The sequence below is a fragment of the Zunongwangia pacifica genome (genome assembly GCF_023499215.1).
Classification (GTDB): domain Bacteria; phylum Bacteroidota; class Bacteroidia; order Flavobacteriales; family Flavobacteriaceae; genus Zunongwangia; species Zunongwangia pacifica.
In genome coordinates this window covers 79046-97192 of sequence record NZ_JAKHSK010000012.1, presented here as the reverse complement: position 1 = coordinate 97192, position 18147 = coordinate 79046, and the positions used below count along the sequence as shown (strand labels likewise).

The following is an 18147-nucleotide window of genomic DNA, read 5'->3' as shown; positions in this document are numbered from 1 at the left end:
ATGCGAATTTTAGCAAAACTCATTCTTCTTATTTGCATTGCTGTTAGTACTGTACAGGCCCAGGATGAGGTTTTTAAAATAGAAGGTGGCGATTTTAAATATAAAGGCCAGCCCATTCACATTTATGCTGGAGAAATGCATTATGCCAGAATCCCAAAAGCCTATTGGCGCCATCGACTACAAATGATAAAAGCGTTGGGCTTAAATGCTGTGAATACCTATGTTTTCTGGAACTATCATAATACAGTACCGGGAGAATGGGATTGGAATTCAGGAAATAAAAACCTACCAGAATTTATAAAAATGGCCGAAGAAGAAGGTCTTTTTGTAATTCTTCGTCCCGGACCTTATGCCTGTGCCGAATGGGAATTTGGAGGCTACCCGTGGTGGCTTCAAAAGAACCCTGATCTTAAAATTCGTCAAAATAATAAGGCATTTTTAGATTCATGCCGTACCTATATCAACGAACTTGCTTCGCAGGTAAAACCGCTTCAGGCAAGTAAAGGAGGGAATGTAATTATGATTCAGGCTGAAAATGAATTTGGATCTTTCGTGGCACAACGAGAGGATATTTCAGCAGAAGATCATAAAGCCTACAAACAAAAGATCTTTGAAATGCTGAAGGATTCTGGTCTGGAAGGCCCGTTTTTCACTTCAGATGGCACGTGGCTGTTTAACGGAGGAGCAATAGAAGGTGTTTTACCAACTGCAAACGGGGAAAATAATGTCGCCAATCTTAAAAAAGCGGTAAACAAATACCACAACGGGGAGGGACCTTATATGGTGGCCGAATTTTACCCGGGATGGCTGGATCACTGGGCAGAACCGTTTAATAAGATCGGAGCAGAGGCAATTGCCAAACAAACGGAGGTATATCTTAAGAACGATGTAGATTTTAATTTTTATATGGTGCACGGCGGAACCAATTTTGGGTTTACCAGTGGTGCCAATTATAACGACGATCACGATATCCAGCCAGATATTACCAGTTATGATTATGATGCGCCAATTTCTGAAGCAGGATGGGCAACACCAAAATATAACGCGATAAGGAAATTGATGAAGGAATATGTAGATTATGATATTCCTGAAATTCCAAAGCAAATTCCGGTAATATCGATCCCAGGAATTACGCTCGATAAAAAACAAAGTGCTCTCGAATATATAAAGTCATCTAAACCTATTGTGGCAGATGCACCAATGAGTTTTGAAGCACTTAATCAGGGCTATGGTTATGTGTTATATCGTAAAAAGTTTACACAGCCTATTAATGGAAAATTACAAATTCCCGGGTTGCGCGATTATGCCACAGTTTATGTAAATGGTAAATATGTAGGAAAGCTAAATCGTATGTATAACCAATACGAGATCGATGTGAAAATCCCTTTTAATGGGACTTTAGAGATTCTGGTAGAGAATATGGGGCGCATTAATTACGGTGCAAAAATGACCGAAAACAAAAAAGGAATTATAAACGCAGTAAGTATTAACGACTACGAAATATCTGGTGGTTGGGAAATGTATAAAGCGCCATTTGATGCAGTCCCTAAGTTAGAAGGAGTAAGCGAAGTTAAAGAAGGCTTACCGGTATTATACTCAGGTCATTTTGATGTAGAAAATATAGGAGATACCTTTTTAGATATGCGAAAGTGGGGTAAGGGTATCGTTTTTGTAAATGGTCATCATCTTGGCCGGTATTGGAAAGTTGGCCCACAGCAAACACTGTATTTACCGGGATGCTGGTTAAAAGAAAAAGGAAATACGATTACAATTTTAGAGCAGCTGAATGAAGACCCAAAATCTGCAATCTCAGGTTTAGAACAACCGATTTTGGACAGCTTGTCTCAATAAGTCTTCATGTTATGTTCACTTAAAAGTGAATAGTTTGTTTGACAACGGAAGGAGGACCGCCATCCTCCTTCCTTTTTAATGCGTTTTAAAAGATCTCTAATTGAGGAGTATTTAATAGTTCAAGTAAGTTTTAGTTTGTTTCATACATTGTAGGGGGAGAGGAGTAGTTTACTGCTTCCCCTTTTTTACTTGATCATCAAGATTAAGTGTTGCATACCCTTCCTGATAGCCACCAGGATCGGGATACGTCGAAATAAAAAATAATTTTCTAATCATACCTCATTGTCGTGGGGAAATTTACTTTTTCTGAAGTATGAAAGCGAAATTGACTATTTTAATTGTGTTTTCCAGTCTGAATATAATGGCACAGCAAAACATGAAATTTGAAGTTTTAGATTCAGGTTTTATTTATACCGAAGCCAATTTTCCCAGTGCCCATGCTTCAACTATTGAAGAAATGGAAAACGGGAATCTTATTGCAGCATGGTTTGGGGGGACACATGAGCGACATCCCGATGTAAGTATTTATACCAGTGTAAAAACTGAAGCTGGCTGGTCTTCTCCTAAAAAAGTAGCCGATGGTTTCGAAAATGATACCCTAAGTTATCCAACCTGGAACCCGGTGTTGTTCAATATTCGAAATAAATTATTCTTATTCTATAAAATTGGGCCATCACCTTCCACCTGGTGGGGTGCTTATAAAATTTCTAAAGATCGCGGAGAAACCTGGAGTGATAAGAAATTACTGCCTAAAGGTATTTTAGGACCTATAAAAAATAAGCCCATACAGTTAGAAAATGGCCGCATTGTAAGTCCGTCTAGTGTAGAGCTTCAGGATGGCGAGGTGTGGCACGCGCACATGGAAATTTCAGATGATTTAGGGGAAACCTGGAGAATTGTTCCTGTGAATCAGGATTCCGATTATAAAGTAATTCAGCCTACAATAGTTCAGTTAAAAAATGGTGATTTAAAAGCTTTTTTCAGAAGTGATCAGGATGTCGTTTTAGAAAGTTTCAGCAAAGATCAGGGAGACACCTGGAGTGATTTTAGTAGATCAGAGCTGGCAAATCCAAACTCGGGCATTGATGCGGTTGGTCTAAAAAACGGCGGATTTTTGATGGTTTACAATCCTCTGGCCAGTGGGGAGGCCTGGTGGGAAGGTAGGAGTAAGCTTTATCTCGCGTATTCTAATGATGCTGAGCATTGGCAGGATGTACTGCAACTGGAAAATAAAGAAGAAGGCGAGTTTAGCTATCCCGCTATAATGCAGACTAAAAATGGCGAAATTCATATTACCTATACTTACGACAGGGAAAAGATTAAGTATTTTAGATTGAAACGCACCAGTTAGTTATTTAAAAACCTTTGGGATGGTATACGGATCAAAGTCCCAGATAAGCGGTAAAGCAAAATAAATGATAAGGCTAATTATTAAAATGGAAATAATATTTAACCAAAAGCCTGTTTTCATCATATCGGCAATTTTTAAATAGCCAGATCCAAAAACCACAGCATTGGGAGGTGTGGCCACAGGGAGCATAAAAGCACAGCTGGCGGCTAAAGTTGCGGCAACCATTAAAAAATAAGGATGAAGGTTAAGGGCCAGCGCCATTGGTGCCAGTATGGGTAAAAGCATGGCGGTAGTCGCAAGGTTAGAAGTTACTTCAGTTAAAAAGTTTACCGAGGCTACTAAGATCAGGATGAGTAAAAATAGCGGTAAATTTTCCAGGTTTACCAATTGTTCCCCAATCCAGTTGGCTAATCCTGTATCACTAAATGCCTTAGCAAGAGCCATACCGCCTCCAAAAAGCAATATGATCCCCCATGGAATTTTAACTGCTTCTTCCCAGCTTAATAAATGCTTTTGTTTCTCTTTATTTTTACCAGATGGAACTAAGAATAAGGCTATCCCGGCCATCATCGCGATAATGGTATCGTCTATATTTGGTAAAAACTTTTCAAGAAAAAATGAGCGCGTAATCCAGCAAAGGGCGGTAAGCACAAAAATAATAAGAACACGTTTTTCCTGTATGCTTATGTTGCCCAGTTCGGTAAGCAATCTTTTGATTTCTGTTTTTCCGCCGGGAAATTCTGTTTGGTTAAATTTAAAGGCGAAACTGGTAATGTATTTCCAGCAAAAAAATAAAAGCAGGATAGAGATGGGCATTCCTAAAAGCGCCCATTTTACAAAACTAATTTCAATACCATATAATTCTTCTACGATTCCGGCAAAAACAAGGTTGGGAGGCGTTCCAATTAACGTTCCAATTCCGCCAATAGAGGCGCTGTAAGCAATAGCTAGCATCAGGGCTTTGCCAAAGGTTTTATTTTCGTTTTCACTGGTTTTTGGGTTGTCTTTTAATTGCGTAATAATTGCCGTCCCTATAGGGAGCATCATTACCGATGTTGCTGTATTCGAGATCCACATCGATAAAAATGCGGTGGCCACCATAAAACCAAGGATAATAAACTTGATGTTAGTGCCAATGAGGTTAATGATATTAAGGGCAATTCGGCGATGTAAATTCCATTTTTCAATAGCTACGGCGATAAAAAAACCACCCATGTATAAAAACACATACTTATGCCCGTAAGAAGCGGTAGTAAGTCCAATATCCAAAGCACCGCTTAAGGGAAAAAGAACAATAGGCAGTAGTGCGGTTGCAGCAATAGGAATAACCTCGGTAACCCACCAAATCGCCATCCAGATCGTTACGGCTAGCACATTAAAAGCCTGTGGGGACATATCTGCCGGTGGCTGTAAAAATTGAAATATGACAAAAATTAATGGGCCGGCAGTTAAGATGATACGTTTAAGGCTATTGTTCATTTATAATTTATTATCAAGTGGAAAGATAAATATTTTCTAAACAGGCGGCAATCCTCATTAGTTACTATTAAAATAGTTTTGTTACTAAAAATATAGTTGTTTTTCTTGTTTAATTATGGTTTTAATGGGATATTGTGGCGAAATCCATTAAATATTACCCATGGAAAATAAGATCATCTTCGTTTTCTCTCTTTTTATACTTTATGTTATTCCGCTGAATGCTCAAAATAAACTGAATTATCGCGTCACCTATACACTTACTTTTAAACTAGATTCTACGGGTCTGGAGTCCAGTAAATCAGAGACGATGTGGCTTTTTGCAAATAGAGAATCTTCTTTATTTTTAAGTAGAGGGGTCGCTTTAAAAGATTCTATGGCAGTGATTAAAAATGCTGTGGACGTTGGTTCTGAAAGGTGGAAAAGTAAAATGAAAGCGACTAAGAGTGAATTTAATTATCGGGTCTTTAAGAACAAGGCAGAAAATAAAATGGGTTACGGCATTAAACTTTTAAGTGATAAACTTTATTACCTGGAATCTTTAGATGATATACAATGGGAAATACAGCCAGATGCTAAAGAAATCGCGGGTTATCAGGTACAAAAGGCAACTACAAGTTTTGGAGGGAGAGATTATGTGGCGTGGTTTACCCCAGAAATTCCGCTTTCAGACGGGCCTTATAAATTTGCCGGCTTACCCGGTTTGATTTTAGAAATACAGGATACTGAAGCCGAATATGTTTTTGAATTCGCTGGTTTTGAAGAACTAGCTAATCCTTTAGAATATCAGATTATTCCTAATAAATACAAACAGATTAAAAAGAAAGAACTTTTGGATTTACTAGCCACTTATGAAAGCGATCCAATTAGTTATGTGAATAATTATGTAGGTGAAGGGGGAAAAACGATTATTATTGGTTTAGAAGGTGATGAAAAAAAGAATTACCTTAAAAAATACCATGAAGAATTAGCTAAAAAGAACAATCCTATAGAATTAGAATGATTTTATTTTTAAGTAATGCGAAGCACTTTTCTTAAAAAAGTGAGAATCGTATAGCTTTTCTAAGCCGCTGTTTGTCGAAAAAAGTTTAGGTTTTTTAATTTATTAAGCAATTTGAAAGTTCTTAAACTCTAACTTTTATGCGCAATAAAATTACCTTCCTTTTTGTAACCTTAAGTTTAGTAAGATTTTTGGGGTTTTCTCAGCAAAATTACGAACTGAATTCAGGTTGGAAAACCCTTTCTATTGGTGAGGTAGATGCCAAAGGAGAAGAACTTTCAAAAAGATCCTTTTCCATAGAAAACTGGAAAAATGCCACTGTTCCCGGTACGATCCTAACCACTCAGCTTAATAATGGTGAAATCCCCGATCCTTTTTTTGGGATGAATAATGAACAAATTCCCGATATCTACGATGTTGGTCGTGATTATTATACCTATTGGTTTGTAAAAGATTTTAAGGAGAGCGCCAAGAAAGATGAGCAGGTTTGGTTGAATTTCCGCGGAATAAACTATAGTGTAGCTATTTTCCTAAACGGAAAGAAAGTCAACCAGGAAGAATATAAAGGGATGTTTCTTCGTAAACGTTTTAATATCACAAAATTTCTTGCTGAAAATGGCCAAAATCGACTGGCGGTGATCGTTTATCCTGCGCCGCATGTTGGAAATCCAAACGGCGGACAGGGCGGCGACGGCACGATTGCACGCGGCGTGGCACATCAATATGTTGCCGGCTGGGATTGGATTCAGCCAATTCGAGATCGAAATACCGGGATTTGGGACAAAGTAATTATCGAAAAAACCGGTGCTATAAATCTTAAACATCCGCATGTAGTTACTAAAGTGCCTGGAAAAAGGCTTCCGGGAGAAAAGCAGGAGCCGGCAACAATTATTTTTACCGCGGAAGTTGAGAACCCAACTTCAAAAGCGGTGGAAGGAATACTTTCTTTTAAAATCGCAGATCAAATTATCGAAAAAGAGGTAAATGTTGCTGCGCATGCTGAAAGTTTAGTAGCGCTTCCAGAATTCGAAGTTAAAAATCCAAAACTTTGGTGGCCTTCAGGTTATGGTGAGCAAAATTTATATGACGCTAAGGTAGAATTCCGAATAAAAAATAAAACTTCAGATAAAGAATCCTTAAAAGTGGGAATCCGCGAAATTCAAACCGAATGGAATGCGCACACTCGAAGTAAGCAGATATTCGTTAACGGGCAGCCAATTTTTATAAAGGGTGGAAACTGGATTATTTCAGATGCTATGCTCCGTTTCACCAAAGAACGCTATGATGCTGAAATTCGTTTTCACAGGGATATGAATTTAAACCTTATTAGGATTTGGGGTGGTGCTTTGCCAGAGCGACCCGAGTTTTACGAAGCCTGTGACAAATATGGGATGTTGGTGATTCAGGATTTTTGGATGTCTGGCGATTGTAATGGACGTTGGGTAGATCCTAAGAAAAAAGACGACCAGTGGACGCGCAGGCAATATCCAGACGATCACCAGTTGTTTATTAAGTCTGCCGCAGATGCAGTCAAGATGTTACGTAACCATGCCTCGCTGGCCATTTGGTGTGGTGGTAACGAGATTACACCGCCACAAGATATTTTACATGCCATTAAAGATGAGATTTTACCTGAATTGGATGGAACACGATGGTTTATCGACTATTCAAATTCAGATGAAATGTCCTATAATTTTAAGGGTGGTAATGGTGATGGCCCTTATGGAATTCAGGAAATTTCTACTTTTTGGGAAGAGCGTACCTGGCCTTTTAATTCGGAAGTGGGTTCGGTTGGTGTAGGTGATGCGGTGAGTCTGAAGCGTTTCCTGCCGAAGGAGAATTATACCGTGCCTATAGAATATGAAGGAACTGAAGCGGTAAAAGATCCCGTTTGGACCTATCATAAATATATCGATTACGGCAATTCTTTAGAGCCTTATGGCACGCCAGAGAATATGGAAGATTTTGCGAAAAAAGCACAGTTGGTAAATTATGATCAATATCGTGCGTTAATGGAAGGTTTTAGCGCACACATGTGGGACTGGTACACAGGATCGATTATCTGGAAAACCCAAAATCCATGGACGGCTTTACGTGGGCAGATGTACGATTACTATCTGGATCCTAATGCTTGTTTATTTGGACTCAGGGAAGGTAGTAAGCCATTACATATCATGTATAACCCGGTGAGCAGCGATGTATATTTGGTAAATAATGGCTTTGGAGCCGAATATGATTTAATGCTTGGGGTGAAAATCTATAATATGGAAGGTGAAGAGAAGCGGTTGACTCAGGTATTTTCGTATATCGAAGGCGCTAGCGTTAAAAAGATGTTTTCGCTTAAAAAGCCATTAGATACCCTTGCTGCGCAAGAAGGCTTGTTTTTAAAATTAGAAATTAAAGATCGGAATCAGGAAGTTTTAGATGAAAATTTCTATTGGTTGCCAGATAGTACAGGAACGTATTCTGGATTACAGCATTTAGCAAAAACTACAGTTAAAGCTGAAGTTGAGACCGTAGCTGAAAATAAATTTAAACTAAAGATCACCAATCCTGAAGAAAATACGGTTTCCTTTTTTAACCGGATTTCTTTAGAAAATGCGGAAACCGGTGAGCGGATTCTCCCAACCTTTTATGATAATAATTATTTCTCTATAGTGCCAGGCGCAACAAAAGAGATTAGGTTGGAATCACCAGAAAGTAAAGTGAAAAATCTTCAAATATCGATAGAAGGCTGGAATACAGACCGAATGCTAATACCGGTTAATTAACTTGATTTTTTAATTTCATTACTAAAAAAATAGTTGATTTCTTGCTTGGAAAGTTTTTTATAGGCATCTTAGAGAAAATTTCAGTTTATGAAAGCTATCCTGATGCCTTTTTTCTTATGTTTTTCTGTGATGTTTTATGCTCAGAAGGGCGATGTTCAATATTCCTATAAGGCGGCTTATCAACTGGAATATCAGCAAGATTCTACCGATGAAAATTCCGTGAAATCTGAAACGGGTGTACTCTATTTAGGCGATGTTCAATCCCGGTATTCCAGCTTAGGTAAAGCGGTTAAAGATTCTTTAGAGAATATGCCTAATCCTAAAGGGATGAGGATGGACCAGTATAATCAAATGACCGATTTCAAATATAAAATCTTTAAAAATTACAAGGAGAACCAACTTATTTTAGCCGAAAAGGTTTTTCAATATGAATTAAAATATAAGCAAGATTTAAATATAATTGATTGGGAAATTAAACCGGAGAATAAAGAAATTTTAGGCTTCAGCGTTCAGAAAGCAACGAGCTCTTTTGCCGGTAGAAATTATATCGCTTGGTTTGCTCCAGAGCTACCATTCTCTGATGGCCCTTATAAATTTAATGGTTTGCCGGGGCTTATTTTAGAGATTTCAGATCTAAAAAATCATTATCATTTTACTCTCACTGGATTTCAGGAATTAGAAAAACCGCAGGATAAATTATTGAATTTGGATAAGTATAAAGCGGTTTCTCAGGATGAACTTGATCAGGTTCGAGACGATTATAACCGCGATCCGATTGGTACAATGGAAAAGGCAGGGGTTGTATTTGGCTGGAACGAAGAGGAGGAAGCTAAACAAAGAAAAGAATTAACTAAAAAGTATAAGCGACGAAATAATCCTATTGAACTTCAGCCTTAATTAATAATCGTCAATCAAAAAAATATGATGAAATTAAATCTATTTTTTATGCTGATATTTTTCTATTTTAAAATTTCAGCACAGGAAAAAGCAAAGAAAGAATTCGATTATAAAGCTACCTATCAACTCGAATATCAGGAAGATTCTACCGATGAGAATTCGATATTATCTGAAACCGTTGTGCTTTATTTAGGGAAAGGTCATTCTCTATATTCCAGTTTAGGGAAAGCGGTAGAAGATTCTATTGGAGGATTTAACGCCCCGGAAACCGATTTTCATTATAAGATTTATAAGAATTACAGAGAGGATCAGCTTATTTTAGCTGAAAAAATTACGGCAGACCGATATAAGTATAAATATTCACAAGCCTTAAAAATGATTGATTGGAAAATTCATTCGGAAAATAGAGAAATTTTAGGCTTCAGCGTTCAGAAAGCTACAGGTGCTTTTGCCGGTCGAAATTATATCGTCTGGTTTGCGCCAGAGCTACCATTTTCGGACGGACCTTATAAGTTTAACGGTTTACCGGGGCTTATCTTAGAGATATCTGATCTTAAAAATCACTATCATTTTACTTTAAGCGGATTTCAGGAATTAAAAAAACCAATAGAAAAACTATTGAATTTGGATAATTATAAAATGGTTTCTCAAAAAGAACTCGATCAATTTAGAGACGATAATGATCGTGATCCACTTGCCGCAATGAGAAATGCAGGTGTTAAATTTGGTTTTAATAGCAAAGAGGTTGAAGCTGAAACAAAGAAAATGTTGAGCGAAAAGTATAAGCGACGAAATAATCCTATCGAACTTCAGCCATAATTTATCATCATCAATCAAAAATCATTATGAAGCTAAAGCTATTTATGCTATTGATATTCTTCTCTGTTAATATTTTAGCACAAGAAGAATTGAAAGAAAAATTCAATTATAAGGTCACTTATAAGCTTGATTTTAAATTGGATTCTACTTCAGCAGAAAAAAGATCAGAATACATGATCCTGTATTTAGGTGATGATATTTCTCAATTTTCCAGTAGAGCTTATGTTTTGGCAAATCCAATTGTTAGAAGAGGAAATAACGGAAGCACATCGCGTGCGGCGGTTACAAAATTCTTTACCAAAACGATCAAAGATCAGGGAGCATCGAAAATGTATAATTCGGTTTTTGTTCCAATGACCGATTTTTTCTACGTGCAGGAATTACGTCTTTTTGACTGGGAAATTCATTCAGAAACAAAAATAATCAAAGATTATAAAGTTCAAAAAGCTACTACATCATTTGCAGGTCGAGATTATATGGCCTGGTTTACTACAGAGATTCCAGTTTCAGACGGCCCTTATAAATTTAATGGCTTGCCTGGCTTGATTTTAGAAATTGCCGACACTGGGAACGATTACGTTTTTTCTTTTATAGGATTGGAGAAGATAACACCTGCGCTTACCTATAAGATAAATTTTAATCAATATATTAAAACTACCCAAGAAGATATTGCAGAAATATTACATGAGTATCGTCGAGACCCTCCTACCTATGTGCGGGCGCAAGGGATTAACACTCATCGTAAGGTGGATCCCGAATGGCATAAAAAAATGGTAGCCGCCTTTACCAAAATGCTGGAGAAAGAAAATAATCCGATAGAACTGGAATAGTATGAAAAAGGTATCTTTTTTATTAATCTTGATATTAGGTGTTTTTGAAGGATATTCTCAAACTGACATTTCGGGGCAGGTTTTTGATGATCATAATAAAAATCTAAGCGGGGCGACGGTGATGATCAGTAAAGATTCGGTTTCCTCGATTTTGGCTTATGGAATTTCAGATGCGAACGGAAGATTTAAAGTAAAAGTCAAAAGTGAGAGCAATTCGTTGTTTTTAAAAGTTTCCTATATCGGTTTTGCTACTTTTGGCAAGTTTATTCAGAATACATCTCAGGCCTTAGAAGTGCAACTTTCGCCTTCTTCAGAATCTCTAAAAGAAGTAATAGTAAAATCTGAAATTTTGCAACAACGTGGCGATACGCTTAGTTTCTCTGTGGCGGCTTTTAAAGGCAAAAATGATCGTGTAATTGCTGATATTTTAAAAAAGCTGCCTGGAATCGATATTCGGCCAAACGGGCAGATTTTTTATAAAGATGAACCCATTCAGAAATATTATATCGAAGGTTTGGATTTGTTGGAAGGTCGCTATAATTTAGCGAATAATAACCTTTCTGCCGATGCCGTTTCTAAAGTCGAGATTTTGGAAAATCACCAGCCGGTAAAAGTTTTGGATAGTCTGGAATTTTCAGAGCGCGCTTCAATAAATATCAAGCTAAAAAAAGATGTTACTGTTAGTGGCACGGCCACTGCCGGAATGGGTACAGCGCCCTTGCTTTGGCAAACAAAGCTAACGCCTATGATCTTTACTAAAAAACGCCAGGCGATTGTTACCTATCAAAGCAATAATACTGGGAGCGATGTGTCTGGCGAAATTCGTAATTTTTCAATTAAATATTTTGGCGAAAACTTTAATATCGATAAAACCGATTGGCTTTCTATTCAGAATGTATCCGAACCTCCATTTTCGGCAGAACGTTGGTTGGATAATAATGTACATTTAGGTTCGGCCAATATTTTACAGCGCGTTAAAAAAGATATGGATCTAAAACTTAATATTTCTTATCTCAATGATTATCAGCAGCAGGACGGGAGTACCCAAACACGCTATTTTACGCCTACAGATACGATTGATGTGATTGAAAAAACCAATAATAATATCTTTGTAAGTAAGTTAGAAGGAGAGCTCACTTTAGAAAATAATGCCGATAAAAATTACTTTAAAAATCAATTGGAATTTAATGGTTCTTGGAATGCTAATCGCGGTTTTATCGATCGGCCTGATGCACAAATTAAGCAGCAGCTGGCTCACCCTTTCTTGGGAATTAGAAACGATTTACGCCTGCTTAGAACTGTAGGAAAACAATTGATCACTTTTACTTCGAATACCGGGTTTACAGAAAGCAATCAGGATTTATTGGTGCAACCGGGACAGTTTGAAGAGGTGTTTAATAATGGTGATCCTTATGCTGAAATTAAACAACGAGTTTCTTCAAGGAAAATATATACCGATAACTCAGCCGGGTTTACCAAAGCACTCGGTAAATTCACCATATCGCCAAAATTTGGCTTTTCGATTCAGAATCAGCAATTAGATACCGATATTTTTCTGGAAGACGGGCAGGAGGTACTAGATACCGATTTTAAAAATAGAACCGAATTTTTACAAAGTTCGGTTTACTTTAAAAATTCGATTAATTTTAAAAATATCGAGGAAACCTGGAATTTAAGATTGAGCACTCCGCTTCAATTTAAAAGTTTTCAGCTAGAAGACGAAAATTTTGAAGACACCAGAAATCTGGATCGCTTTATTTTTGAGCCTGATTTTTATGTAAAAAGGAAGCTTTCTGCTTATTGGGAAGCCCATGTTTCAGCCAGACTTCAATATGGTTTTGGCGAAATTCAGCAATTATATTACGGATTTTTGCTTAACGGCTATCGAAATTTAAATCGTTACAACGCCCCAATTTCCGAAGAAATTCAGCAAAATTATAGCGCCGGGTTAAATTTTAGAAATCCCTTAAAACAGTTATTTCTTAATGCTTCGTATAGCTACAATTTTTCTGAAAGTAATTTATTGTACAGTTCTACTATTGGTGAAAACGGAACAACAATTTTAGAAGCTGTAGCTCGCGATAATAACTTCGAAAACCATAGCTTTAGAGGAGGAGGAAGTAAATATTTTAGGAAAATGAAAACAACGCTTAAGCTTAACGCTTCCTATAACATATCAAAGCGCCAGCAGCTTTTAAATAATATACTGGCTGAGGTGAATACTAAAAGTTTCAATTTGCGCGGAAGTGTAGATGCTGAAATTTCCAGTTGGTTAATTGCTAATTACTCGGCTAATTTTTCAACCTATACTTCAGGTTTTGACGATAGCGATTTTCAACAAATCGAAACCCAGCAACATACGATTGATCTTTATTTTTATCCAAAAGATAATCAGTATTTAAGTGTCGGTGGCGAATATTACGGAAATTCGTTATCCGATAACGGCGATAATTATTTTGTGAACCTGGGCTATCAGTTTACTTTTGAAAAACCAAAAATGGATCTAAACCTTAGTTGGCGAAATATCCTGAATACCGATGCGTTTATTAATGCATACAATAACGAGTATTATTATGTGCAGAGTAGTTATCGATTACGACCATCGCAGGTGCTGGCCACTTTAAAATTTAGCTTTTAAAATGACCAATTTCATTAAAGAAGCCTGTGTAGAATCTTTAGAAGAAGCCATAATAGCTGGAAAGCTTGGCGCAGATCGGATCGAATTATGTGCCGATTTATCACAGGATGGGATTACTCCTTCTAGAGCTGTAATAGAGAGCGCCAAACAACAACTGAAGATTCCAATTCGAGTAATGATTCGCCCTCGTGGAGGCGATTTTGTATATTCTGAGGTCGAATTTGACGGGATGAAGCAGGATATAGAATATTGCAAGCAACTTGGGGTAGAAGGTGTGGTTTTTGGAATTTTAAATAAGGATAAAACTCTGGATGTAGAACGCATTGCTGCACTTGCAGCACTTTCAAAGCCACTAAAAGTGGTTATTCATAAAGCGATAGATGAAACGCCAGATATTTTAAAGGCTACTGAAGAATTAACCGCTATTAATGGAATATCAACTATTCTAAGTTCTGGTGGAAAAACTACCGCAAAAGAAGGAATTTCAACATTAAAAAAAATGATGTTGATAGCCGGTAATAAACTGGAAATCATGCCTGCGGGACGGGTTACGAATGAAAATTTAGACGAAATACATAAAAATATCGGTGCGCAGGCTTATCATGGACGCCGAATTGTTGGTGAATTTTAATATTTTTTTATAATTTAGCTAATCCAAACGTTTTTTATATGGATACTGAACAGAAAGGAAAACCAGAGGCGAAATTAAGAATGGCAGTTCTAATTATTCTGGCAATCGTTGTTTTTCAGATAATTATGGATTGGAGTGATTTTAAGGCTGGATTTTTGGGTGCTTTTTTGCATTAATAGAACAGTCTTAAAAAATACTAATTTTCTTCTTTACGAAACTTGTTAATTTCAGCAGGTAGATTATATCATATTTACGCCAAAGTGCTTCCTGCTAATAGGGAATTATATCAATAGTTTTCATTATATCTCAATTCGGGTTTCAGGAACTTTTTATCTGTAGTTTAAAGGGATAGGGGATTTTTTCTATTCATGGAATTTAACTGTGATGATGTATGCTTGCTTCCTAATTTCTATTAGAAACATCTTCAATTTTAAATTTAGACATAAAAAAAGCTGTCTTAAATGAATAAGACAGCCTTTTGAATTTTTTGGATGAGTGATGGATTACATCATTCCTGGCATACCGCCACCCATTCCTTGTGGCATTCCACCGCCACCATTATCTTCTTTAATGTCGATTAATGCGCACTCTGTAGTTAAAATCATTCCAGATACAGAAGCTGCATTCTCTAAAGCTACACGGGTAACTTTCTTAGGATCAATGATACCAGCTTTCATCATATCTACATAAGTATCGGTTTTGGCGTCGTAACCAAAATCTTTATCTCCTTCAAGAACTTTATTGATAACTACAGATCCTTCACCACCAGCGTTAGAAACGATTGTTCTAAGCGGAGCTTCGATAGCACGAGCTACGATTTGGATTCCGGTAGCCTCATCTGCATTTTCTGTAGCAACAGCATCAAGAACCGCTTTTGCTCTAACAAGGGCAACACCACCACCAGCAACGATACCTTCTTCTACCGCAGCACGGGTTGCATGAAGTGCATCATCTACACGGTCTTTCTTTTCTTTCATTTCAACTTCAGAAGCTGCACCAACGTAAAGAACAGCAACACCACCTGCTAGTTTCGCAAGACGCTCCTGTAATTTTTCTTTGTCGTAATCTGATGTTGTAGTTTCGATCTGTGCTTTAATTTGGTTTACACGCTCTTTAATTGCGTTATCATCACCAGATCCGTTTACAATAGTAGTATTATCTTTATCGATCGCTACCTTCTCTGCAGTACCTAGCATATCGATTGTTGCGTTTTCTAAAGAGAAACCTCTTTCTTCAGAAATTACAGTACCACCGGTAAGGATAGCGATATCTTCTAACATTGCTTTTCTACGGTCACCAAATCCTGGAGCTTTTACTGCAGCGATCTTAAGAGAACCTCTTAATTTGTTTACTACCAAAGTAGCCAATGCTTCACCGTCTACATCTTCAGCAATAATTAAAAGGGGTTTCCCAGATTGTGCTACCGGCTCTAGAACTGGCATTAAATCCTTCATGGTAGAGATTTTCTTGTCGAAAAGAAGGATATAAGGATTTTCTAAATCAGCAGTCATTTTCTCGCTGTTGGTTACAAAGTAAGGAGAAAGATAACCTCTGTCGAACTGCATTCCTTCTACCACGTCTACATAGGTATCTGTACCTTTAGCTTCTTCTACGGTGATCACACCTTCTTTACCAACTTTACCAAAAGCTTCAGCGATTAATTCACCAATAAGATCATCGTTATTGGCAGAAATTGAAGCTACCTGCTTAATTTTTTCTGAAGAATCACCAACTTCCTGAGTTTGCTCAGATAAGTTTTTAGTTAAAGCTTCTACCGCTTTATCGATTCCTCTTTTAAGGTCCATTGGGTTTGCACCGGCAGCAACGTTTTTAAGTCCTTCTTTAACGATAGCCTGAGCAAGAACGGTAGCTGTGGTAGTACCATCACCGGCAAGATCGTTAGTTTTAGAAGCTACTTCTTTTACCATTTGAGCTCCCATGTTCTCAAGCTCATCTTCAAGCTCGATTTCTTTAGCTACAGAAACACCGTCTTTTGTTACGGTTGGTGCACCAAAAGATTTACTGATGATTACATTACGACCTTTTGGTCCTAAAGTTACTTTTACTGCGTTTGCTAAAGCATCTACACCGCGCTTAATACCGTCACGTGCTTCGATGTCAAATTTTATATCTTTTGCCATTTTATTATAAATTTTAGTAGCCGAAAAATTCAGCTAAAAATTGGTTAATTTTAATTAATTGAATTTGAGAAAGGAATTATACGATCGCAAGGATATCGTCTTCTCTCATGATAAGATAATCTGTACCTTCTAGTTTAAGTTCGGTACCGGCGTATTTGCCATAAAGAACCATATCACCAACACTAACAGTCATATCATGGTCTTTAGTCCCTTTGCCAACGGCCACAACTTTTCCTCTTTGAGGTTTTTCTTTAGCTGTCTCTGGAATGTAGATACCTGAAGCTGTCTTGGTTTCAGCTGCTACAGGCTCGATAAGAACTCTGTCTGAAAGCGGTTTAATGTTTAGTCCCATTTTCTTTAAATTTATTTTGATTAATTAATTTTAAATTATTCGATCTTGAATAATTCTAAAATTATGCCACTCAAAAAAAGCTGACATTAATAAATAAAAAATGCCAGCTTTGTGACAAGCTGGCATTTTACTATATAAAATGAGATCTATTTTTTTACTGAGCACTATCTGTAGCAGGAGCAGTTTCAGTTTGCTCATTTTGCTGTGCTGGAGCCGGAGTGGCTTCCGGTAAAGCGTTTTCTACCTCTTCGTCATCAAAGATCTTAGAATCTTCGAAACCATTATTACCATCCATTATAGAAACATTACTAATAAGGATAAGTACTAATAAAACGGTTGCCAGTGTCCAGGTACTTTTATCTAAAAAGTCGTTTGTTTTTTGTACACCACCAATTTGTTGACCACCGCCTCCAAGAGAAGAGGATAAACCTCCGCCTTTAGGGTTTTGCACCATGATCACTACCACTAGCAAAAATGCTACGATAACTATTAAAACTAAAAAAATTGTGAATGTGCTCATTCTTTATCTGTATTATTTTCCTGTAATTTTTCGATTGCCCGAATTTGGTCTGCAAAGAAACCACTTTTTTCGGGATTTTTCAAAATTAAAATTTTATAGGCCTGAATTGCTTTTTTGTAGTTTTTCTGTTCCAGGTAAACACGCGCTAAAGTCTCTGTCATCAAGGCTTCAGGGGCTGGGGTAGAGAGGTCTGGAGCACTGGCCCTGGACGAAGATTTAGAAGGTTTTATTTTGGGGTTCTTGGAAATAAAGCGGTCTATAAGGTCAAATTTCTTCTGAATATCTTCTGGAGCTTCCTGTTCTTTTTCAGCAGTTTTTTGCTGCTTCAGAGGTTTTGCTGAAGTGAGCCTAAGCCATTCTGAAAAACTATGGGATTCAGAATTGTTGAATTGTAAAGGTTTACCAATCTTCAACTGTTCCTCAGGTAATTCTTCCTCTTTTTTCCTGTTTTTATTTTTGAAGCGCTCAAAAAGTTCAGGATCCATCACTTTTTCAGATTCATCCTGCTTCATTTGTATGGCTTCACCCATAGCCATACTTTTTTTACCTAACACCTCTATAGGCTCGTAAACCTCGATATTGTTGAGTTTTTCCTCTTGTTTTTTAATCTGATGGGCGATGCGGTTTTGATTAAAATCGACAGAGCTTATATATTCAAAAAGGATTTCACGGTCGGTAGTAAAAGCCGCTGTTTTTCGTAAAGCCGAATTATAAGAAGGGCTATCGGCATCTTTTAAACCTTTTAACCGAATTGCACGTGCTGCCTGAAAATAAGGAGCATTCATTAGAATATCTTCCAACTCGCGGGTTTCCTGCGGGGAAACTTCCTCGGGATGTTCTAACAAATATGTGAAATTCTTTAAATCCATC

General features: G+C 37.3%; 15 protein-coding genes. 10 read left to right on the top strand and 5 right to left on the bottom strand.

Annotated features, from left to right (window positions below; translation table 11 throughout):
- Entirely contained in the window at window positions 1-1851 is a 1851-nt protein-coding gene (locus L1967_RS10230; RefSeq protein WP_249601531.1) for a beta-galactosidase, read from the top strand.
- A gap of 313 nt (window positions 1852-2164) precedes the next feature.
- Window positions 2165-3202: a sialidase family protein gene (locus L1967_RS10225; protein ID WP_249601530.1), complete on the top strand. Its 1038-nt coding sequence runs from the start codon at window positions 2165-2167 to the stop codon at window positions 3200-3202.
- Here the strand turns inward: L1967_RS10225 and L1967_RS10220 are convergent, their stop codons facing one another.
- Window positions 3203-4681 (bottom strand): SLC13 family permease, encoded by a 1479-nt coding sequence (locus tag L1967_RS10220; protein WP_249601529.1) that lies wholly within the window; start codon window positions 4679-4681, stop codon window positions 3203-3205.
- Between the two features lie 160 nt (window positions 4682-4841).
- On the opposite strand from L1967_RS10220, the gene L1967_RS10215 reads away from it, so the two are divergent.
- From L1967_RS10215 to L1967_RS10180, 8 genes are all read left to right on the top strand, one after another.
- Window positions 4842-5681 carry a GLPGLI family protein gene (locus tag L1967_RS10215; RefSeq protein WP_249601528.1) on the top strand — a complete coding sequence of 280 codons (840 nt, stop codon included), beginning with the start codon at window positions 4842-4844 and terminating at the stop codon, window positions 5679-5681.
- A gap of 137 nt (window positions 5682-5818) precedes the next feature.
- The gene (locus L1967_RS10210; protein ID WP_249601527.1) at window positions 5819-8449 is read left to right on the top strand and encodes a glycoside hydrolase family 2 protein; all 2631 of its coding nucleotides are present in this window, start codon (window positions 5819-5821) and stop codon (window positions 8447-8449) included.
- Between the two features lie 87 nt (window positions 8450-8536).
- The gene (locus L1967_RS10205) at window positions 8537-9346 is read left to right on the top strand and encodes a GLPGLI family protein (RefSeq protein WP_249601526.1); all 810 of its coding nucleotides are present in this window, start codon (window positions 8537-8539) and stop codon (window positions 9344-9346) included.
- Window positions 9347-9370: 24 nt separating this feature from the next.
- Entirely contained in the window at window positions 9371-10165 is a 795-nt protein-coding gene (locus tag L1967_RS10200) for a GLPGLI family protein (protein ID WP_338063533.1), read from the top strand.
- Window positions 10166-10191: 26 nt separating this feature from the next.
- Window positions 10192-10995, top strand: coding sequence for a GLPGLI family protein (locus L1967_RS10195; RefSeq protein ID WP_249601524.1), 804 nt, complete (start codon window positions 10192-10194; stop codon window positions 10993-10995).
- Window position 10996: 1 nt separating this feature from the next.
- Window positions 10997-13633, top strand: a complete 2637-nt coding sequence (locus tag L1967_RS10190; RefSeq protein ID WP_249601523.1) for a carboxypeptidase-like regulatory domain-containing protein — start codon at window positions 10997-10999, stop codon at window positions 13631-13633.
- 1 nt (window position 13634) lies between these two features.
- Entirely contained in the window at window positions 13635-14264 is a 630-nt protein-coding gene (locus tag L1967_RS10185) for a copper homeostasis protein CutC (protein ID WP_249601522.1), read from the top strand.
- 38 nt (window positions 14265-14302) lie between these two features.
- On the top strand, window positions 14303-14440 hold the full coding sequence (locus L1967_RS10180) for a hypothetical protein (RefSeq protein WP_249601521.1): 138 nt from the start codon (window positions 14303-14305) through the stop codon (window positions 14438-14440).
- 327 nt (window positions 14441-14767) lie between these two features.
- Here the strand turns inward: L1967_RS10180 and groL are convergent, their stop codons facing one another.
- The 4 genes from groL to L1967_RS10160 form a co-directional block, all read right to left on the bottom strand.
- On the bottom strand, window positions 14768-16405 hold the full coding sequence (gene groL, locus L1967_RS10175; RefSeq protein WP_249601520.1) for a chaperonin GroEL: 1638 nt from the start codon (window positions 16403-16405) through the stop codon (window positions 14768-14770).
- A gap of 76 nt (window positions 16406-16481) precedes the next feature.
- Complete coding sequence (locus tag L1967_RS10170) at window positions 16482-16757, bottom strand: co-chaperone GroES (RefSeq protein WP_092540257.1); 276 nt, start codon at window positions 16755-16757, stop codon at window positions 16482-16484.
- Between the two features lie 154 nt (window positions 16758-16911).
- The gene (secG, locus tag L1967_RS10165) at window positions 16912-17277 is read right to left on the bottom strand and encodes a preprotein translocase subunit SecG (RefSeq protein ID WP_249601519.1); all 366 of its coding nucleotides are present in this window, start codon (window positions 17275-17277) and stop codon (window positions 16912-16914) included.
- Window positions 17274-18146 (bottom strand): hypothetical protein, encoded by an 873-nt coding sequence (locus L1967_RS10160; RefSeq protein ID WP_249601518.1) that lies wholly within the window; start codon window positions 18144-18146, stop codon window positions 17274-17276. The genes secG and L1967_RS10160 overlap by 4 nt, the downstream gene beginning before the upstream one ends.
- Between the last annotated feature and the right edge of the window lies 1 nt (window position 18147).

Excerpts from the sequence above, each read along its gene's own strand:
- L1967_RS10210 (WP_249601527.1), top strand. The coding sequence starts at position 5,819 with ATGCGCAATAAAATTACCTTCCTTTTTGTAACCTTAAGTTTAGTAAGA.
- L1967_RS10180 (WP_249601521.1), top strand. The coding sequence starts at position 14,303 with ATGGATACTGAACAGAAAGGAAAACCAGAGGCGAAATTAAGAATGGCA.
- L1967_RS10170 (WP_092540257.1), bottom strand. The coding sequence starts at position 16,757 with ATGGGACTAAACATTAAACCGCTTTCAGACAGAGTTCTTATCGAGCCT.
- L1967_RS10190 (WP_249601523.1), top strand. The coding sequence starts at position 10,997 with ATGAAAAAGGTATCTTTTTTATTAATCTTGATATTAGGTGTTTTTGAA.
- L1967_RS10220 (WP_249601529.1), bottom strand. The coding sequence starts at position 4,681 with ATGAACAATAGCCTTAAACGTATCATCTTAACTGCCGGCCCATTAATT.
- L1967_RS10195 (WP_249601524.1), top strand. The coding sequence starts at position 10,192 with ATGAAGCTAAAGCTATTTATGCTATTGATATTCTTCTCTGTTAATATT.
- L1967_RS10230 (WP_249601531.1), top strand. The coding sequence starts at position 1 with ATGCGAATTTTAGCAAAACTCATTCTTCTTATTTGCATTGCTGTTAGT.
- L1967_RS10225 (WP_249601530.1), top strand. The coding sequence starts at position 2,165 with ATGAAAGCGAAATTGACTATTTTAATTGTGTTTTCCAGTCTGAATATA.
- L1967_RS10185 (WP_249601522.1), top strand. The coding sequence starts at position 13,635 with ATGACCAATTTCATTAAAGAAGCCTGTGTAGAATCTTTAGAAGAAGCC.
- groL (WP_249601520.1), bottom strand. The coding sequence starts at position 16,405 with ATGGCAAAAGATATAAAATTTGACATCGAAGCACGTGACGGTATTAAG.
- L1967_RS10205 (WP_249601526.1), top strand. The coding sequence starts at position 8,537 with ATGAAAGCTATCCTGATGCCTTTTTTCTTATGTTTTTCTGTGATGTTT.
- secG (WP_249601519.1), bottom strand. The coding sequence starts at position 17,277 with ATGAGCACATTCACAATTTTTTTAGTTTTAATAGTTATCGTAGCATTT.
- L1967_RS10200 (WP_338063533.1), top strand. The coding sequence starts at position 9,371 with ATGATGAAATTAAATCTATTTTTTATGCTGATATTTTTCTATTTTAAA.
- L1967_RS10215 (WP_249601528.1), top strand. The coding sequence starts at position 4,842 with ATGGAAAATAAGATCATCTTCGTTTTCTCTCTTTTTATACTTTATGTT.
- L1967_RS10160 (WP_249601518.1), bottom strand. The coding sequence starts at position 18,146 with ATGGATTTAAAGAATTTCACATATTTGTTAGAACATCCCGAGGAAGTT.